Below are 16,594 nucleotides of genomic sequence, written 5' to 3' on the forward strand. Positions count from 1 at the left end.
GGGTGTGCTTTGAGGCCGTGCATTCTAGCGTAAACCGCCGCCAACGGCACCCGAAACGGCACCACTGGCTGCTGCCGAACGTCAGTTGGCACGGTTTGCACGCTATCGGGGCGTTATCCGAGGCATTCCGTGCAGTTATTTTAACCGTCACAATCGGCCGCCAGGCCACGTTTCTGCGGGCTGCAGCACAGTTTTGGCGGTGCTAGCAGACAAGTCCGCCGCTGTCGAGATATGGCGCCGTGGGCCGTTTGCGTATACTGCGCAGATGTTCTCCCCAACTGCTTTGCGCCCGCGATGCGCCAAATGGCTCATCGCAACCGGACTCTTCCTGATGCTCAGCGCCTGTGTTGATAAACCCAGCACGCTCGAGCGAATCAAGGAGGATGGCGTATTGCGGGTGATTACCCGAAACAGCCCCGCTACGTATTTCCAGGACCGCAACGGTGAAACCGGTTTCGAATACGAACTGGTCAAGCGCTTTGCCGATGACCTGGGGGTGAAGCTGGAAATCGAGACCGCCGACAACCTCGATGATCTGTTCGGCCAACTGGGCAAGCCCAACGGCCCGGTGCTGGCCGCCGCCGGCCTGGTGAGCAGCGAGCAGCGCAAGCAGCAGGTGCGTTTCTCCCACCCGTACCTTGAAGTGACCCCGCAGATCATCTACCGCAACGGCCAATCACGTCCGACCAACGCGGCGGACCTGGTGGGCAAGAAGATCATGGTGCTCAAGGGCAGCACCCACGCCGAGCAACTGGCGGCGCTGAAACAGCAGAACCCGGCAATCGAGTACGAGGAATCCGACGCCGTCGAGGTGGTCGACCTGCTGCGCATGGTCGACGAGGGGCAAATCGACCTGACCCTGGTGGACTCCAACGAAGTCGCGATGAACCAGGTGTACTTCCCCAACGTGCGCGTGGCGTTCGACCTTGGCAACGCCAGCAACCAGAGCTGGGCCGTCGCGCCGGGTGAAGACAACAGCCTGCTCAATGAGATCAACAGCTACCTGGACAAGGTAGAGAAGAACGGCACCCTGCAGCGCCTTAAAGACCGCTACTACGGGCACGTCGATGTACTCGGCTATGTCGGCGCCTACACCTTCGCCCAGCATTTGCAGCAACGCCTGCCCAAGTATGAGAAACACTTCCGCGCCTACGCCAAGGAAGAAAAGGTCGACTGGCGCCTGTTGGCCGCCATCGGCTATCAGGAATCCCTGTGGCAGCCGGCGGTCACGTCCAAGACCGGCGTGCGCGGCCTGATGATGCTGACCCAGAACACCGCCCAGGCGATGGGCGTGTCCAACCGCCTGGACGCCAAGCAGAGCATCATGGGCGGCGCCAAGTACCTGGCCAAGATCAAGGAGGAGCTGGACGACAAGATCGCCGAGCCCGACCGCACCTGGTTTGCCCTCGCCGCCTACAACGTGGGCACCGGCCACCTGGACGACGCACGCATCCTGGCGAAGAAAGAAGGCCTGAACCCGAACAAGTGGCTGGACGTGAAGAAGATGCTGCCGCGCCTGTCGCAGAAGCAGTGGTACAGCAAGACCCGCTACGGCTACGCCCGGGGCGGTGAGCCGGTGCATTTTGTGGCGAACATCCGGCGTTATTACGACATCCTCACCTGGGTGACCCAGCCGCAGTTGGAAGGCAACCAGGTGGTCGAAGGCAACCTGCATGTGCCGGGCGTGGACAAGACCAAGCCGCCGGAAGATAACCCGCAGCTGTAAGAACACCATAGAACCAAACCAATGTGGGAGGGGGCTTGCCCCCGATGGCTGTGCATCATTCACTGTATGTGTTGACTGACACTCTGCCATCGGGGGCAAGTCGAATCGTCGCACCGCCCCTCCTACATTTTGATCGTCACTTGGCTTGTAGGCCGGTGAGCAGATGCACTATCCCGCCCGTCAATACCATTGCTGCCGGCACGCCCGCTGCCTTTAACGCCGCAGCATCAAACTTCGCCGCATCCTGCAACTGCACACGCACCCGCGTCAGTGCCACGCGCTGTTGCGACTTGAGGTTATCCGCCCCACCCAACGCCGCCAGCACATCAGCTGACAACAAACCCTGAGCGGGTGCAACGACCGTTTCGGCAATCAAATCCGGGGTCAGGGCTTTCCAGAAGGCCTGCTTCAATTTATCCAACATGCTCAGTTCTCCAGCACAACGGTGGCTGTTTGATAGTCACGTAACGCCTCGCGTACCTGGCCGGCTTCTTCCAGGGCCAGCACCTGGCGGGCGATACTCTGGCAGTCGGCCAGGTCCAGTTCGCGCACGCTGGCCTTGATGGTCGGGATCAGCGGCACGCTGACGGACAGCTCATCCACCCCCAGCCCGACCAGCACCGGCACCGCCAGCACTTCGGACGCCAGCGCACCGCACACGCCGACCCACTTGCCGTGGGCATGGGCGGCCTTGACGGTGGTGGCGATCAGGCGCAGCACCGCCGGGTGCAAGCTGTCGGCCTGGCTGGCCAGGCGCGGGTGGTCGCGGTCCATGGCCAGGGTGTATTGGGTCAGGTCATTGGTGCCGATCGAGAAGAAATCCACATGGGGTGCGAACACGTCCGCCATCAAGGCGGCGGACGGCACTTCGATCATGATGCCCAGTTTGGGCAACTCGGTGAGGCCCAGCGCCAGCGCCTCCTCTTCAAGCATGGTGCGCGCCCGCTGCAGTTCCGACAGCAGGCTGACCATCGGCAACATGATATGCAGCCGCGCCAGCCCGGCACTGGCAAGGATCGCCCGGAACTGTTCGCGCAACAGCTCGGGGCGCTCCAGGCACAGGCGAATGCCCCGCAAACCCAGGAACGGATTGGTCTCGGCGTCCATCGGCACATACGCCAGTGGCTTATCGCCGCCGACATCCAGGGTGCGCACCACCAGGTTGCGCTCGGTGCCCAGGGCGCGGGCGATAGCGCTGTAGGTGCTCGCCTGTTCCGCGGGGCTTGGGGCGCGGTTGCGGTCCAGGTAAAGAAACTCCGAACGCAACAGGCCGACGCCTTCGCCACCCAGCGTCAGGGATTGCTCCACCTCCTGCAACGAGGCGACGTTGGCGGTGATTTCCACGTGATGGCCGTCGCGGGTAATGGCCGGCAATGCCGCCTGCGCCACGTCGCGTTGGCGCCGAGCTGCCTGCTGCTGGCGCGCGGTTTCGCGTTGTTCGATGTCGGCCAGGTTCGGCTCCAGGTGCAGTTCGCCCCTGTCGGCATCGAGCAGCACCTGTTTGCCATTCGCCAACGCCAGGACCTGAACCGGCACGCCGCAGATGGCCGGCAAGCCAAGCGCACGCGCGAGGATCGCCACATGGCTGGTGGCGCCGCCGCCGACGGTGATAAACCCCAGCACCTTGCGCGTATCCAGGCTGGCGGTTTGTGAGGGCGTGAGTTGCTCGGCAACCAGGATCGCGCGTTCGGGCAAGTCCCAGGCGCTGTCCGCAATACCGAGGATCAGTTTGAGCACCCGCAGGCCGACATCGGCCAGGTCCGCCGCACGTTCGGCGATCAAGGCATTGCCCAGGCCCTGGAACAGTTTGACGGTGGCCGCGGTGGCGCTGTTCCAGGCAAATGCGGCGCTCTTGCCCTCGGCCAACAGGGCGTGGGCCTGCTCGAGCAGGGTCGGGTCTTCGAGCAGTTCCTGATGGGCGCGGAAAATCTCCGCCTGGGCACTGCCGGCAGCTTTGCCTTGTAAGGTTTGCAACGCCTCGGTCGCGGCCAGCAGGCCGCGTTCCAAGGCGGCGCGCTCGGCGGTTTCACCGGCGCCTTGTTCAGTGATCGCCAGCTCGGGCTCGCGTACTTGAACCACCTGGCCGAACGCCGAACCCGGCGAAGCACACACGCCCCGCAGCAATGTCGCCGAGGGCAGCGGCTCAACCACTGCAGCCGGCGCCGCGACCGTCTCGCCGCAGCCTTGCAGCAACAACGCAACCAGTGCCGTGATTGCCGCGTCGGCGTCCTGCCCCGCCGCGCTGACTTGCAAGGTATCGCCGTGCACGGTTTGCAACGCCATGATCGCCACCAGCGACTTGGCGTTGGCGCTCTGGGTTTGCTTGTGCAAGTAGATGCTCGCGTTGAAACCCTTCGCCGCCTGGGCCAATACGGCCGCCGGGCGCGCGTGCAAACCGTTGGCGTTGGGCAGGGTCAGCGGCTTGGAGAACAGTGCATCGCCCTCCTCTTCCATCACCTCTTCAGCGCCAGCACCGGGCATTACTTTCAGCACCGGCTGGCCCAACTCCACCAAACCGTTCGCCAACAGGCTGAACGGCTCGCCACTGACCACCAGCATCAAGGTCAGCAAACTCTTTGCATTGAGCGCCACGTAGTCGGCATCGAATTCGATCAGCGCTTGCCCGGCCTCTACCCGCTGGCCTTCCTGCACCAGGCGGGTGAAGCCCTGGCCCGCCAGGTTCACGCTGTCCAGGCCGATGTGCATCAGCACCTGCACGCCGTTGTCGGCGGTGATGCTGACCGCATGCCCACTGTCCTGGATGTTGCTGATAACCCCAGCCAGCGGCGCGCAGAGCGTCTGCGAGGTGGGATCGATGCACAGGCCGTCGCCAATCATACGGCTGGCGAACACCGGGTCGGGCACCTGATCCAGCGCCAGCAGCACCCCGGTCAGGGGCGCCAGCAATTCCAGCGATTGAGTTGTGGTCATGACATCACCTGTTGTTTTGTTCTGTAAAAATCATTGGCTGGATACAAATCCCATGGATGACAGCGATCAACTGTGGGAGGGGCGGTGCGACGATTCACTTCCACCAGTATTCGACCTGCACACCAAAATTCGACCCATGCCGCGCCGTACCGTACGCGCCCGTATCGGACAATGCCGACCCCGCCGCCAACTCATTCGCCGCGCGCTTGGCCGCTTCGTTCCAGGTTGCATAGGTGTAGTACAACCGTACTTCCGGCCGCGCCCAGAAATCCGCGCCCTTGGGCGACCAGGTCGGGGCGAAGGTAAATTTGCTCAGCTTGCGTGTGCCGCCCGTGGCGTCGACCTGATCGTGGCCGAGTTCCGTGACCAGTTTGAACTGTTCGCTGATGGCATACGCCGGGCGTACACCGATCGACATCCAGGTCTGGTCGCCGTTGCCGGGGCGAATGTCTTTCTGATAAACCGCTTCGATCTGCCCGCCGAAACGCGGGGTCACTTGCCAGTCGAAGAACTCCACGGCGCGGTAACTTTTGCTGCTGTTATCCAGGAAAGTATTGCCGGTGTAACCCAGGCCGGTGCCGGGGCCTTCGCCGTACTGCAGGGCGAATTTGTTCTTGCCGCCAAGAAAAGGCTTTTGCACATGCTGCGCCGTCAGCGCCCAGCCGCTGTTGGTATCGCGGCCGCCGGCCTTTTCGATATAGCTCAGGCCCAGCTCCAGCTCGCCGCCGGGATTGGTCTTGAAGCCCGCGACGTTGAAGTCGTGACGGGTGGCGTACTCCTTCTGGTACAGGTTGTCCTTGCGCGAAATGGCGTAGCTGTATTTCAGGTCGCCGATCAGCACGTCCTCGATACCGCCGCCCGTGGCGCTCTGGTTCCAGTAGTAGAAGTCGGAGATATGGATGTCGTTACGTTTGTAGTAACGCCGACCGGCCCACACCGAGCCGCCGTTGAGGGCCGGCAAGTTCGACCACTGCGCGTACATCTGCGGCATGCGCGCCGTGCCGTTGTCTTCGCCTTGGAATTTAAGCGCGCGGTCGTACTTGTTGTAGAGCGAGGCCATGGCATCGACGCTGAGCACCGAGCCGTCATCGAGGGTCAGCAGGTCCTGGCGCAATTCCAGTTCGGCGTATTGCTCACATTCGTTACCCAAGCGGTATTTGGATTGCGCCCCCGGCAACTGGAAACATTGCTGCGGGCCACTGCCCGTTGACGTCCCCGCGCCGCTACGCAAATACCCGGCAAATTCCAGCGCCTGAGCGCCGAATGGCAGGCTCAGGCAGGACGCAACAACGCCCAGCTTTATAGTTGTTTTCATGCAGCACTCCGACATTTTTATTATTGGTTTTGAAGCGCCCCCGCACTCCCATACGGGGGTTACAACGGGTCTCAGTCCTTGAGGTGCAGTACCAAGGATTCATACGGACGCAGCAGCACCGTGGCCGTGCGCACCGGGCAATCGGGGTAGTTGCTGATCAGCAGGCGCTGTTCGCCTGTCGACGGAATCACGGCATCGGGCAGTTGGATTTCACAGGGCTGGCCGTAGAAGTTGTTCAGCACCAGCAGGCGCTCGCCGACGCCTTCGCGCAGGTAGGCCCATACCTGTTGATGGTCTTGCAGCAGTTGGCGGTAAACGCCTTGCTGGATCAGCGGTGCATGCCGACGCAGGGCGATCAACGCACGGTAGTGATGCAGCACCGAATCCGGGTCATCCAGTTGGCTTTCGACGTTGATGATCTGGGCATTCGCCGGGATGCCGATCCACGGTTCGCCGGTGCTGAAACCGGCGTTCGCCTCGGTGTTCCACTGCATGGGCGTACGCCCGTTGTCGCGGGACTTCTGCATGATCGCCGCCATGCTGGAGGCTTCGGACTCACCGGCATCGCGCTTGAGGCGGAAGATATTCAACGTCTCCACATCACGGTACTGCTCAATCCGATCAAAACCCGGATTTGTCATGCCCAGCTCTTCGCCCTGGTACACAAACGGTGTGCCCTGGAGGAAGTGCAACGCCGTGGCAAGCATCTTCGCTGAGACCGCGCGGTGCTCGCCGTCATCACCAAACCGCGAAACCACCCGTGGCTGGTCGTGGTTACACCAGAACAGCGCGTTCCAGCCGCCACCCGCCTGCATGCCCACTTGCCAGTCGGAGAGAATCCGCTTGAGTTGGAGGAAATCAAAGTCGGCCTTCAGCCACTTTTGCAGGTTCGGGTAATCGACTTTCAGGTGATGAAAGTTGAAGGTCATCGACAGCTCTTTCGAGGCCGGGTTCGAGTAGCGGATGCAGTGTTCCAGGCTGGTGGACGACATCTCGCCGACGTTGATCAGGTCATGGCCGTCGAAGACTTCACGGTGCATTTCCTGCAGGTATTCATGCACGTGGGGGCCGTCGGTGTAGAAACGGCGACCGTCAGTGTTGTCCTCGGGGAAGTCTGCCGGTTTGGAGATCAGGTTGATCACGTCCAGGCGGAAACCGCCCACGCCTTTGTCGCGCCAGAAGCGCATCAGCTTGAACACCTCGGCGCGCACCTGGGGGTTGTCCCAATTCAGGTCGGCCTGGGTGTGGTCGAACAGGTGCAGGAAGTACTGGCCGGTTTGCGCCTCGTATTCCCAGGCCGAGCCGCCGAACTTGGATTCCCAGTTGTTCGGCTGGTCGCGCCAGATGTAGAAGTCGCGGTACGGGTTGTCGAGGCTGCTGCGCGCCTGCTGGAACCACTCGTGCTCGATGGAGGTGTGGTTGACCACGATATCGAGCATCAGCTTGATGCCGCGCTTGGCTGCCTCGCAGATCAAGAGGTCGCAGTCGGCCATGGTCCCGTAGCTGGGGTCGATGGCGTAGTAGTCGCTGATGTCGTAACCGTTATCGCGCTGCGGCGAGCGCAGGAACGGCGTGATCCACAGGCAATCCACGCCCAGCCATTGGAGGTAGTCGAGTTTGTCCACAATGCCCAGCAGGTCACCGGTGGCGTTACCCGCGTGGCTGTGGAAGCTTTTAGGGTAGATCTGGTAGATCACCGAGTGTTGCCAATCTTGCATGGTGGGTTCCTTCAATTGATTGTGTGCTGGCTTTGAGGGCCTCATCGGGGGCAAGCCCCCTCCCACAGGGGAACTCATTTCAAATGTGGGAGGGGGCTTGCCCCCGATGGCGATGGATCAGGCAACCCGATACCCAGGCCGAACAATCTTCATGCTCAACGCACAGGTCAGAACAAACGGCACGACCATCGCGATGACCATCCCGATCACAAAAACCGCGATGTACTGCGGGAGGATTGAAATAAACGCCGGCAAGCCACCCACACCGATGGCCGAGGCCGTGACCTTGTTCAGCGCCAGGAAAATGCTGCCCAGCGCCGAGCCGAGCAACGCGGCGTAGAACGGAAACTTGAAGCGCAGGTTGACCCCAAACATCGCCGGTTCAGTGATGCCGAAGTAGGCGGAAATCGCCGAGGTCGAGGCCATGCTTTTGTCCCGCGCATTGCGGGTCATGTAGAACACCGCAAGCGCGGCGCTGCCCTGGGCCAGGTTGGACATGACGATCATCGGCCAGATAAAGGTGCCGCCCTGGGTGGAGATCAGTTGCAGGTCCACGGCAAGGAACATGTGGTGCATACCGGTGATCACCAGCGGCGCATACAGCAGGCCGAAAATCGCGCCGCCGAGCATCGGTGCCAGGTCAAACAGGGTGACCACGCCTTCGGTGATCAGGATGCCGAGATGGCGGGTCACCGGGCCAATGATGGCCAGGGCCAGCACGCCAGTAACGACGATGGTGGTAATCGGCACGACCAGCAGCTGGATCGCGTTAGGCACGCGGGCTCGCAGCCATTTCTCGATCACGCTCATCACGTAGGCCGCCATCAGGATCGGCAGGATCTGCCCCTGGTAGCCGACCTTTTCGATCTTGAACCAGCCGAAAATATCGAAGTACGGCAGGCTCTGGCCGTCGAGGCCGGCGACCGCCTTGCCGTAGTTCCAGGCGTTGAGCAGGTCGGGGTGCACCAGCATCAGGCCGAGCACGATGCCGAGGATTTCACTGCCACCGAAGCGCTTGGCCGCCGACCAGCCCACCAGCGCCGGCAGGAACACGAACGAGGTGTTGGCCATCAGGTTGATCAGGCTCCACAGGCCATCCAGGTTCGGGTAGGCCTCCAACAGCGTCTTGCCCTCGATGAACATGCCCTTGGCGCCCATCAGGTTGTTCACGCCCATCAGCAGGCCGGCGATGATCAACGCGGGCAGGATCGGCATGAACACGTCGGAAAATACCCGCACCAGACGCTGCATGGCGTTGGTCTTGTCGGCGCCTTTCTTCTTCACGTCGGCGATGGTGGCGGCGGCGAGGCCGGTCTGTTCGCGCAGGGCGGCGTAAACCTTTTCCACTTCGCCGGGGCCGATCACCACCTGGAACAGACCGCCGGTAAAGAACGAGCCCTTGACCAGGTCGACCTGGTTCAAGGCGCTGGCGTTGACCAGGCTCGGGTCCTTCAGCGCCAGGCGCAGGCGGGTTACGCAGTGGGCAGCTTGCTCAAGGTTTTCGCTGCCCCCGAGGTGCTCGAGAATCTCGCGGGCGATAGTCGAATAGTCGTGGCTCATGCTTGGTTTCCACTTTGATATTTTTATTGGAGGAACGAGGCAAAAGTACTCGTCTGTACGAGTTAAAGCAACAACTCGTACAGACGAGTTTAAAATTGATGATCTTTTGTCGGGGGTGAGCGCAATGGACAAAGCCCTGCCAGGCCACTAAGGTTCCTGCCTTGACCGAAAATCGGCACAGAGCCATCCCCATGAGCAAATACAACCAGATCTATACGGATCTGCTTGCCAGCATCACCACCGAACGCCTGCAACGCGGTACGCGCCTTCCCTCCGAGACCGAATTGATGGACGCCTACCAGGCCAGCCGTGGCACCGTGCGCCGCGCCATCGAGCAGTTGCAGGAACGCGGCTTCGCGCAAAAAATCCATGGCAAGGGCACCTTCGTGCTGTCGCCCAACCCGATTGAATTCCAACTGGGCGGCATCGTCAGCTTTTACGAAACCCACGCTGACCTGGGCGATGACGTACACACCGAAGTGGTCGAATTCACCCAGTTCCCGCTGGAAGGTTCACTGCTGCAACACATCGAGGCCGAAGCCGGCACGCTGATCACCCGCATCAAACGGGTACGGCGCATCGGCGGCAAACGGGTGATCCTCGACATCAACCACTTCGTCGCCGACCTGATCCCGGGCCTGGACCGCAGCATCGCCGAGCAGTCGATCTACGCGTTCATCGAACAGACCCTGCAACTGCAGATCAGCTACGCCCAACGCACCATCGAAGCCCTGCCCCGCAGCAAAGACGACCAGGCACACCTGGACCTCGATGGCCAAAGCCATGTGATCGTGGTGAGCAACCAGACGTTTTTGCAGGATGGGCGGCAGTTCGAGTACACCGAGTCGCGGCATACGTTGGATAAGTTTTACTTTTCGGATATTGCTCGGCGTTGAGCCGGACACCGCCATGACAATTCCAAGCAAATGGCGTGAACGCTTCCCCCCGTGCACTCATTGAGCAGCAGGCCATCGGCGCGTCGCGCGCAGACGTCTTTCGCCCGCGCCAGGACAACGGCACGGGTCTGTACCTGAAGTCCACCCCACTGAGCAACACGGTGAGCGGGCAGACGCAATCGAGTGGCTTCGGTGGCTGCGGGCGCCTGGGGATCAGCGATCCGTTATCAAGACCTTGCCCTGGCATGGGTTAAAGCGTTCTTTGAGCTTTACGGTGTTGAGCCCGATGAGCAGCGAATCAAGTTCTATTGTCTGCTGGATGAGTTTTTCTGATGCTGAACGTACCCTCGATACCTATCTCTAAACCCGATTCAAGTCGGTAAGGCCGTCACGTAAGAGATAGGAAGGACGCAAAGCCCCCCTGTGGCGAGGGAGCTTGCTCCCGCTGGGTCGTGAAGTGGCCCCGCTCTTTGAAAGAGCTTAGGACTGCTACGCAGTCCAACGGGAGCAAGCTCCCTCGCCACAGGTACACTGTTCTCGCGGAACCCAACGAATAGCTACTGGAAAATTGAACCTAGCGTGTTGCTTGGGAAGAATTTGGCCTGCTCAAAATCAATTACATATGCTCCGGATCGTGAAATCCGGTTAGCACTGCATAAATTTGATTATGTCCAAGCCTAACCCTCCTTTTTACTTCCATGAAACACAAAACCCCGGCACATGGCCGGGGTTTTGTTATTCAGCACTCACCTGCTAAAGCAGGATCATTCCCACTCAATGGTCGCCGGCGGCTTGCTCGACACGTCATAAGTGACGCGCGAAATGCCTTCGATCTCATTGATGATACGGCCGCTGACAGTTTCCAGCAGTTCGTACGGCAGGTGTGCCCAGCGGGCGGTCATGAAGTCGATGGTTTCTACGGCACGCAGCGCAACAACCCACGCGTAACGACGGCCATCGCCTACAACACCCACGGACTTAACTGGCTGGAACACCACGAAGGCCTGGCTGACTTTGTGGTACCAGTCGGCTTTGCGCAGTTCTTCGATGAAGATGTGGTCGGCGCGACGCAGCAGGTCGGCGTATTCCTTCTTCACTTCGCCGAGGATGCGCACGCCCAGGCCCGGGCCCGGGAATGGGTGGCGGTAGACCATGTCGTACGGCAGGCCGAGTTCCAGGCCCAGACGGCGGACTTCGTCCTTGAACAGTTCGCGCAGCGGTTCTACCAGCTTGAGGTTCATTTCCTCAGGCAGGCCACCCACGTTGTGGTGGGACTTGATCACGTGGGCCTTGCCGCTCTTGGCGCCGGCCGACTCGATCACGTCAGGGTAGATGGTGCCCTGGGCGAGGTACTTGATGTTGTCCAGTTTGTTCGACTGGGCATCGAATACGTCGATGAAGGTGCGGCCGATGATCTTGCGCTTCTTCTCTGGATCGCTTTCGCCAGCCAGGTTGTTGAGGAACTGGTCCTCGGCGTTGGCGCGGATCACCTTGACGCCCATGTTCTCGGCGAACATGGCCATAACCTGCTCGCCTTCGTGCAGGCGCAGCAGGCCGTTGTCGACGAACACGCACGTCAGCTGGTCGCCGATGGCTTTGTGCAGCAGCGCGGCAACCACGGAGGAGTCAACGCCGCCGGACAGGCCGAGCAGTACGTTGTCAGTGCCAACCTGGGCGCGAACCTGGGCGATGGCGTCTTCAGCGATTTTCGACGGGGTCCACAGGGCTTCACACTCGCAGATGTCGAGGATGAAGCGCGACAGGATGCGCCCGCCTTGCTTGGTGTGGGTCACTTCCGGGTGGAACTGCACGCCGTAGTAACGACGCTCGTCGCTGAACATGCCAGCGATCGGGCAGCTCGGGGTGCTGGCCAGGATGTGGAAGTCTTCCGGCATCTTGGTGACCTTGTCACCGTGGCTCATCCACACGTCGAGGCCGAACAGGCCGTCGGCGTCGACGTGGTCTTCGATGCCGTCCAGCAGGCGGCTTTTGCCGACCACGTCGACACGGGCATAACCGAATTCACGCAGCTCGGAACCTTCAACCTTGCCGCCCAGTTGCTCGGCCATGGTTTGCATGCCGTAGCAGATACCGAAAACAGGCACGCCCAGGTCGAACACGGCTTGCGGGCAGCGCGGGCTGTTGGCTTCGTGCACGGACTCGGGGCCACCGGCGAGGATGACGCCTTTAGGTGCGAATTCGCGGATCGCTTCGTCGTCCATGTCGAACGGATGCAGTTCGCAGTACACGCCGATTTCACGCACGCGGCGGGCGATCAGTTGGGTGTACTGGGAACCGAAATCGAGGATCAGGATGCGGTGGGCGTGAATGTCGAGGGCCATGAAGTCAGTCTCGTCTAATGAATCAGAAACAACTCGGGGCTGAAGAACAGCCCCGGTTACTTAACATTTTGCTGGAAGCCTCAACCTACGCGGTAGTTTGGCGCTTCCTTGGTGATCTGCACGTCGTGGACATGGGATTCAGCCATGCCGGCGCCGGTGATCCGAACAAACTCAGGCTTGGTGCGCATTTCTTCGATGTCGGCGCTGCCGGTGTAGCCCATCGAGGAACGCAGGCCGCCCATCAGTTGATGGATGATCGCGCTCAGGGTGCCTTTGTACGGCACACGGCCTTCGATGCCTTCCGGTACGAGCTTCTCGGCGCCTGCCGAGGAGTCCTGGAAGTAACGGTCGGAAGAGCCTTGCGCCTGGGACATGGCGCCCAGCGAACCCATTCCACGATAAGCCTTGTACGAACGGCCCTGGAACAGTTCGATCTCGCCTGGCGCTTCTTCAGTACCGGCGAACATCGAGCCCATCATCACGCAGGAAGCACCGGCGACGATGGCCTTGGACAGGTCACCGGAGAAGCGGATGCCGCCGTCAGCGATCAACGGTACGCCAGTGCCTTCAAGGGCAGCGGCGACGTTGGCGATGGCGCTGATTTGCGGCACGCCCACACCGGCGACGATGCGCGTGGTGCAGATCGAGCCAGGGCCGATACCGACCTTGACCGCGTCGGCGCCCGCTTCGGCCAGGGCCTTGGCGGCAGCGCCGGTGGCGATGTTGCCGCCGATCACCTGCACGTCAGGGAAGTTCTGCTTGACCCAACGCACGCGGTCGATCACACCTTTGGAGTGACCGTGGGCGGTGTCGACCACCACCACGTCCACACCGGCAGCAACCAGCGCCGAAACGCGGTCGCCGGTGTCTTTACCGGTACCGACGGCGGCGCCAACGCGCAGACGACCTTGGTCATCCTTGCTGGCCAGCGGGTAAGCCTTGGCTTTTTCGATGTCGTTGACGGTCATCATGCCTTTGAGGGCGAATTTGTCGTCGACGATCAGCACGCGCTCGATGCGGTGCTTGTGCAGCAGTTCGCGCACGTCGTTCTTGTCGGCGCCTTCCTTGACGGTAACGAGGCGCTCTTTCGGCGTCATCACTTCACGGACGGTAACTTCAAGACGGTTCTCGAAACGCACGTCACGCGAAGTGACGATGCCGACCAGGTCGCCATCGTGCAGCACCGGAACGCCGGAGATGTTGTGCAGGCGGGTCAGGTCGAACAGGTCACGCACGGTGGCGTCGGCTTCGATGGTGATTGGATCTTTCACCACACCGGCTTCGTAACGCTTGACCTTGCGCACTTCGGCAGCTTGCTGCTCGATGGTCATGTTCTTGTGGATGATGCCGATACCGCCTTCCTGCGCCATTGCAATGGCCAAGCGGGCTTCGGTAACGGTGTCCATCGCAGCGGAAACCAGGGGAATATTCAGCTCGATGCCACGGGTTAGGCGGGTCTTGAGACTGACTTCGTTAGGAAGCACCTCGGAATAACCGGGCACTAGGAGAATGTCGTCGAATGTCAGAGCTTCTTGGCTGATACGCAGCATCGCGGGGGCTCCCGAGCGGGAAAATGGAAGCGCGCCATTATATACATGCACCCTGTCGGGCTCAATGTAAAACTCTGACAAACTTGGTAATACTGATAGATGGATTAAAGTTCGACTTTGACCCAAGCGATCTTCTGGTCCAACCAATCGGCAAATTCGTCGATAAAGCTCTGCTTGAACCCCGCCTCCGCCCAGTTGTTGAAGATGAATCCCAGGTTGGAAAACCCGCATTCCTGTAGGAACAGGAAACCGTTGATATCGTCTTCATGCCCACACAGCGGACAGGTGAAGTTGTCGGTGTGGCCGGGCATCCAGTCTTCCAGGCTTTCGAACAGTGCTTCGCCGACTTCCTTGCGGCACTCCGGGCAGCCGGCTTCTTCGAGAAAGCCCTTGGCCGGCGTGTAGATGCAGCGTTTGTAGATGATCTCCAGGCCGTTGACCGGCTCGTTGAACGGCAGCGCCTCGGGGTGCAGGACCACGGCGCGGGCGCCGTCGGCCAGGGCGTAGCCCATGCGGTTGCCGGTGCGCCCGCAGGTGGTCAGCTCTTCCTTGATGATGTTCTTGCGCACCAGCCAGCGCACGATCGCCCGGGCGCGGGGTTCGTGGACCGGCAAGGTGGAGATTTTGGGGACAAGGATGCTTTGGGAATTCATGGGAGTCCTGCGGTGTGGCTGCTGACCCCTTCGCGAGCAAGCCCGCTCCCACATGTTGATGTGCGAATACAGTCAAATGTGGGAGCGGGCTTGCCCGCGAAGGGGCCCTAAAGGCTGGCAGCTTAATCCCTGCCCCACACAGGTCAAGTACTCAAATACCGCCCAATCAACGCAAGCCCACTGGCCAACACCAACCACGTCACCAACCGCACAAACGCCTCCCGCGACATGCGCATCGTCAACCTACGGCCAAACCACAGCCCTAACGCCATCGCCGGCAGCAGGCACAGCGCCAATATCAACAGCGGCAAATCCGCATACACCCCGGCGAGCAGGAACAGGCTCAGGCGCACCACCGTGCTGCAACTGATCAGCGCGCTTTGCGTGGCGCGCGCTGCGTCCTTGGGCAAACGGCTGTTGAGGTAGATCGCATATAAAAAGCCACCACTGCCGAACAACGCCCCAAACAACCCGCCGACCGTGCCCATGGGCACCGACCACCCCGCCGACAGCTGCGTAGGCCGCGCTTTCACCGCCAGGCTGTAGAGCGCATAGGCGCTGATAAACAGCCCCATCAATAGCAACAACAGGTCGGAATGCAGGTTGAGCAGGAACACCACGCCCAGCGTGCAGCCAATCGCCATGCAGGGCAGCAGCCGCAGCAATTCCGACTTATTCACGTCACGCCGCGATTGCAGGAGGTTGCCAAAGGCGGCGACAAAATCCAGCAGCACCAACAGTGGAATGATCTTCGACAGCGGCATAAACACGATCAGGATCGGCCCCGCCACCAGCGCCGTGCCGAACCCGGCGATGCCGAACACGATGTAGGCAACCACCACCCCCACGCCGATCACCAGCCACTCCACAGCGCTAAACGACCATTGGCTCATCAGCTCAACCAGGCTCATGGATTATTCCTTGTTAGAGATGGACATCACTTTAGCCGTCGGTGAGGGTTGCGACTAATATCATCAAAGCCCTCCACCCATCTCAAAAAGGCATGACGCGTGATCTCTACCCGCCAACTGCGTTATTTCGTTGAAATCGCCGACAGCGGCAGTTTCAGTGCTGCCGCCGAGCGCCTTTTTATCGCCCAGTCCGCTCTGAGCCGACAGATCAAGGAGCTGGAAGCCCAGTTGCAAACCCCGCTGTTCGAGCGCACCGCGCGCCAACCGCGCTTGACCGCTGCCGGCGAGGCCTTCTACCCACGGGCGCGCAACCTGCTGAGTGAGTTGCTCAAGGCCAGTGAAATGGCGACCCAAGTGGGCAATGGCCAGCTCGGCACCCTGCGCCTGAGCCATTCGAGCACCGTGCCGATGAGCGGTGTTTTGCTGCAAGGCATCAGCACCTGGCTGCAGCGCTGCCCCGGCGCGTCGATGGATATCGCCAAACTGTCCTCCGAAGCGCAACTGGAGGAAATCGCCGAAGGGCGGCTGGACGTCGGCCTGCTGCGTTTGCCGGTGTTGCGCCAGCGCGAAGGCGTGCGCGTCGTGCCGTTATATGAAGAGCACGTGCTGCTGGCCGTGCCGCCTGGCCATCGATTGGCACGTAGCAATGCCCCTGTCGAATTGGCGCAGCTCAAAGACGAGGCATTTATCTCGATCCCCCATCCGCAGCGTGGCGGCCTGAGTTATCTGTCAGCCGAGTTGTGCATGCGCGCGGGCTTTTTTCCCAAGGCCGCGCGGGTAATGTCGCGTAAAACCACGCAGCTGCAGTTGATCCAGGCCGGCTTCGGTATTGCCTTGTTACCAAAATCCATGCAGCACATCGCCCCCACCAATGTGCTTTTTTTACCCCTGGCCGACACCGACTGCCTGAGTACCGTGGCCCTGGCTTGTGCGCAAGCGCCGAGCGCGCTGGTGGAGCAGTTCTGTCAAACCGTGCACGAATGCCTATAAAC

At 60.9% G+C, this 16,594-nt stretch carries 13 protein-coding genes; 4 read left to right on the plus strand and 9 right to left on the minus strand.

Features of this window, described 5'->3' with window-relative positions; translation table 11 throughout:
- Positions 1-265: 265 nt before the first annotated feature.
- Complete coding sequence (gene mltF, locus CXQ82_RS25385; RefSeq protein ID WP_101272824.1) at positions 266-1,726, plus strand: membrane-bound lytic murein transglycosylase MltF; 1,461 nt, start codon at positions 266-268, stop codon at positions 1,724-1,726.
- A gap of 136 nt (positions 1,727-1,862) precedes the next feature.
- On the opposite strand, the gene CXQ82_RS25390 is transcribed toward mltF, so the two are convergent.
- From CXQ82_RS25390 to treP, 5 genes are all read right to left on the minus strand, one after another.
- Positions 1,863-2,150, minus strand: a complete 288-nt coding sequence (locus CXQ82_RS25390; protein ID WP_101272825.1) for a PTS transporter subunit EIIB — start codon at positions 2,148-2,150, stop codon at positions 1,863-1,865.
- Positions 2,151-2,152: 2 nt separating this feature from the next.
- Positions 2,153-4,657, minus strand: a complete 2,505-nt coding sequence (ptsP, locus tag CXQ82_RS25395) for a phosphoenolpyruvate--protein phosphotransferase (RefSeq protein WP_101272826.1) — start codon at positions 4,655-4,657, stop codon at positions 2,153-2,155.
- A gap of 94 nt (positions 4,658-4,751) precedes the next feature.
- The gene (locus tag CXQ82_RS25400) at positions 4,752-5,972 is read right to left on the minus strand and encodes a carbohydrate porin (RefSeq protein WP_101272827.1); all 1,221 of its coding nucleotides are present in this window, start codon (positions 5,970-5,972) and stop codon (positions 4,752-4,754) included.
- 71 nt (positions 5,973-6,043) lie between these two features.
- On the minus strand, positions 6,044-7,690 hold the full coding sequence (gene treC / locus CXQ82_RS25405; RefSeq protein WP_101272828.1) for an alpha,alpha-phosphotrehalase: 1,647 nt from the start codon (positions 7,688-7,690) through the stop codon (positions 6,044-6,046).
- A gap of 117 nt (positions 7,691-7,807) precedes the next feature.
- Entirely contained in the window at positions 7,808-9,250 is a 1,443-nt protein-coding gene (treP, locus tag CXQ82_RS25410) for a PTS system trehalose-specific EIIBC component (RefSeq protein WP_101272829.1), read from the minus strand.
- A 191-nt stretch (positions 9,251-9,441) separates the two neighbouring features.
- Between treP and treR the strand changes: the two genes are divergently transcribed.
- Both treR and CXQ82_RS32070 read left to right on the plus strand, forming a co-directional pair.
- Positions 9,442-10,146 (plus strand): trehalose operon repressor, encoded by a 705-nt coding sequence (gene treR, locus CXQ82_RS25415; protein WP_101272830.1) that lies wholly within the window; start codon positions 9,442-9,444, stop codon positions 10,144-10,146.
- Between the two features lie 35 nt (positions 10,147-10,181).
- The gene (locus tag CXQ82_RS32070) at positions 10,182-10,400 is read left to right on the plus strand and encodes a hypothetical protein (protein ID WP_371917330.1); all 219 of its coding nucleotides are present in this window, start codon (positions 10,182-10,184) and stop codon (positions 10,398-10,400) included.
- A gap of 510 nt (positions 10,401-10,910) precedes the next feature.
- On the opposite strand, the gene guaA is transcribed toward CXQ82_RS32070, so the two are convergent.
- From guaA to CXQ82_RS25440, 4 genes are all read right to left on the minus strand, one after another.
- On the minus strand, positions 10,911-12,488 hold the full coding sequence (guaA, locus tag CXQ82_RS25425) for a glutamine-hydrolyzing GMP synthase (protein WP_016977685.1): 1,578 nt from the start codon (positions 12,486-12,488) through the stop codon (positions 10,911-10,913).
- Between the two features lie 80 nt (positions 12,489-12,568).
- Positions 12,569-14,038: an IMP dehydrogenase gene (gene guaB / locus CXQ82_RS25430; protein ID WP_016977684.1), complete on the minus strand. Its 1,470-nt coding sequence runs from the start codon at positions 14,036-14,038 to the stop codon at positions 12,569-12,571.
- A gap of 104 nt (positions 14,039-14,142) precedes the next feature.
- Positions 14,143-14,691 carry a sugar ABC transporter ATPase gene (locus CXQ82_RS25435; RefSeq protein WP_101272831.1) on the minus strand — a complete coding sequence of 183 codons (549 nt, stop codon included), beginning with the start codon at positions 14,689-14,691 and terminating at the stop codon, positions 14,143-14,145.
- Between the two features lie 143 nt (positions 14,692-14,834).
- Positions 14,835-15,602: a sulfite exporter TauE/SafE family protein gene (locus tag CXQ82_RS25440; protein WP_101272832.1), complete on the minus strand. Its 768-nt coding sequence runs from the start codon at positions 15,600-15,602 to the stop codon at positions 14,835-14,837.
- Positions 15,603-15,701: 99 nt separating this feature from the next.
- On the opposite strand from CXQ82_RS25440, the gene CXQ82_RS25445 reads away from it, so the two are divergent.
- On the plus strand, positions 15,702-16,592 hold the full coding sequence (locus CXQ82_RS25445) for a LysR family transcriptional regulator (protein WP_101272833.1): 891 nt from the start codon (positions 15,702-15,704) through the stop codon (positions 16,590-16,592).
- The last annotated feature ends 2 nt before the right edge of the window (positions 16,593-16,594 follow it).

It is taken from the genome of Pseudomonas sp. S09G 359 (assembly GCF_002843605.1).
Taxonomy (GTDB): domain Bacteria; phylum Pseudomonadota; class Gammaproteobacteria; order Pseudomonadales; family Pseudomonadaceae; genus Aquipseudomonas.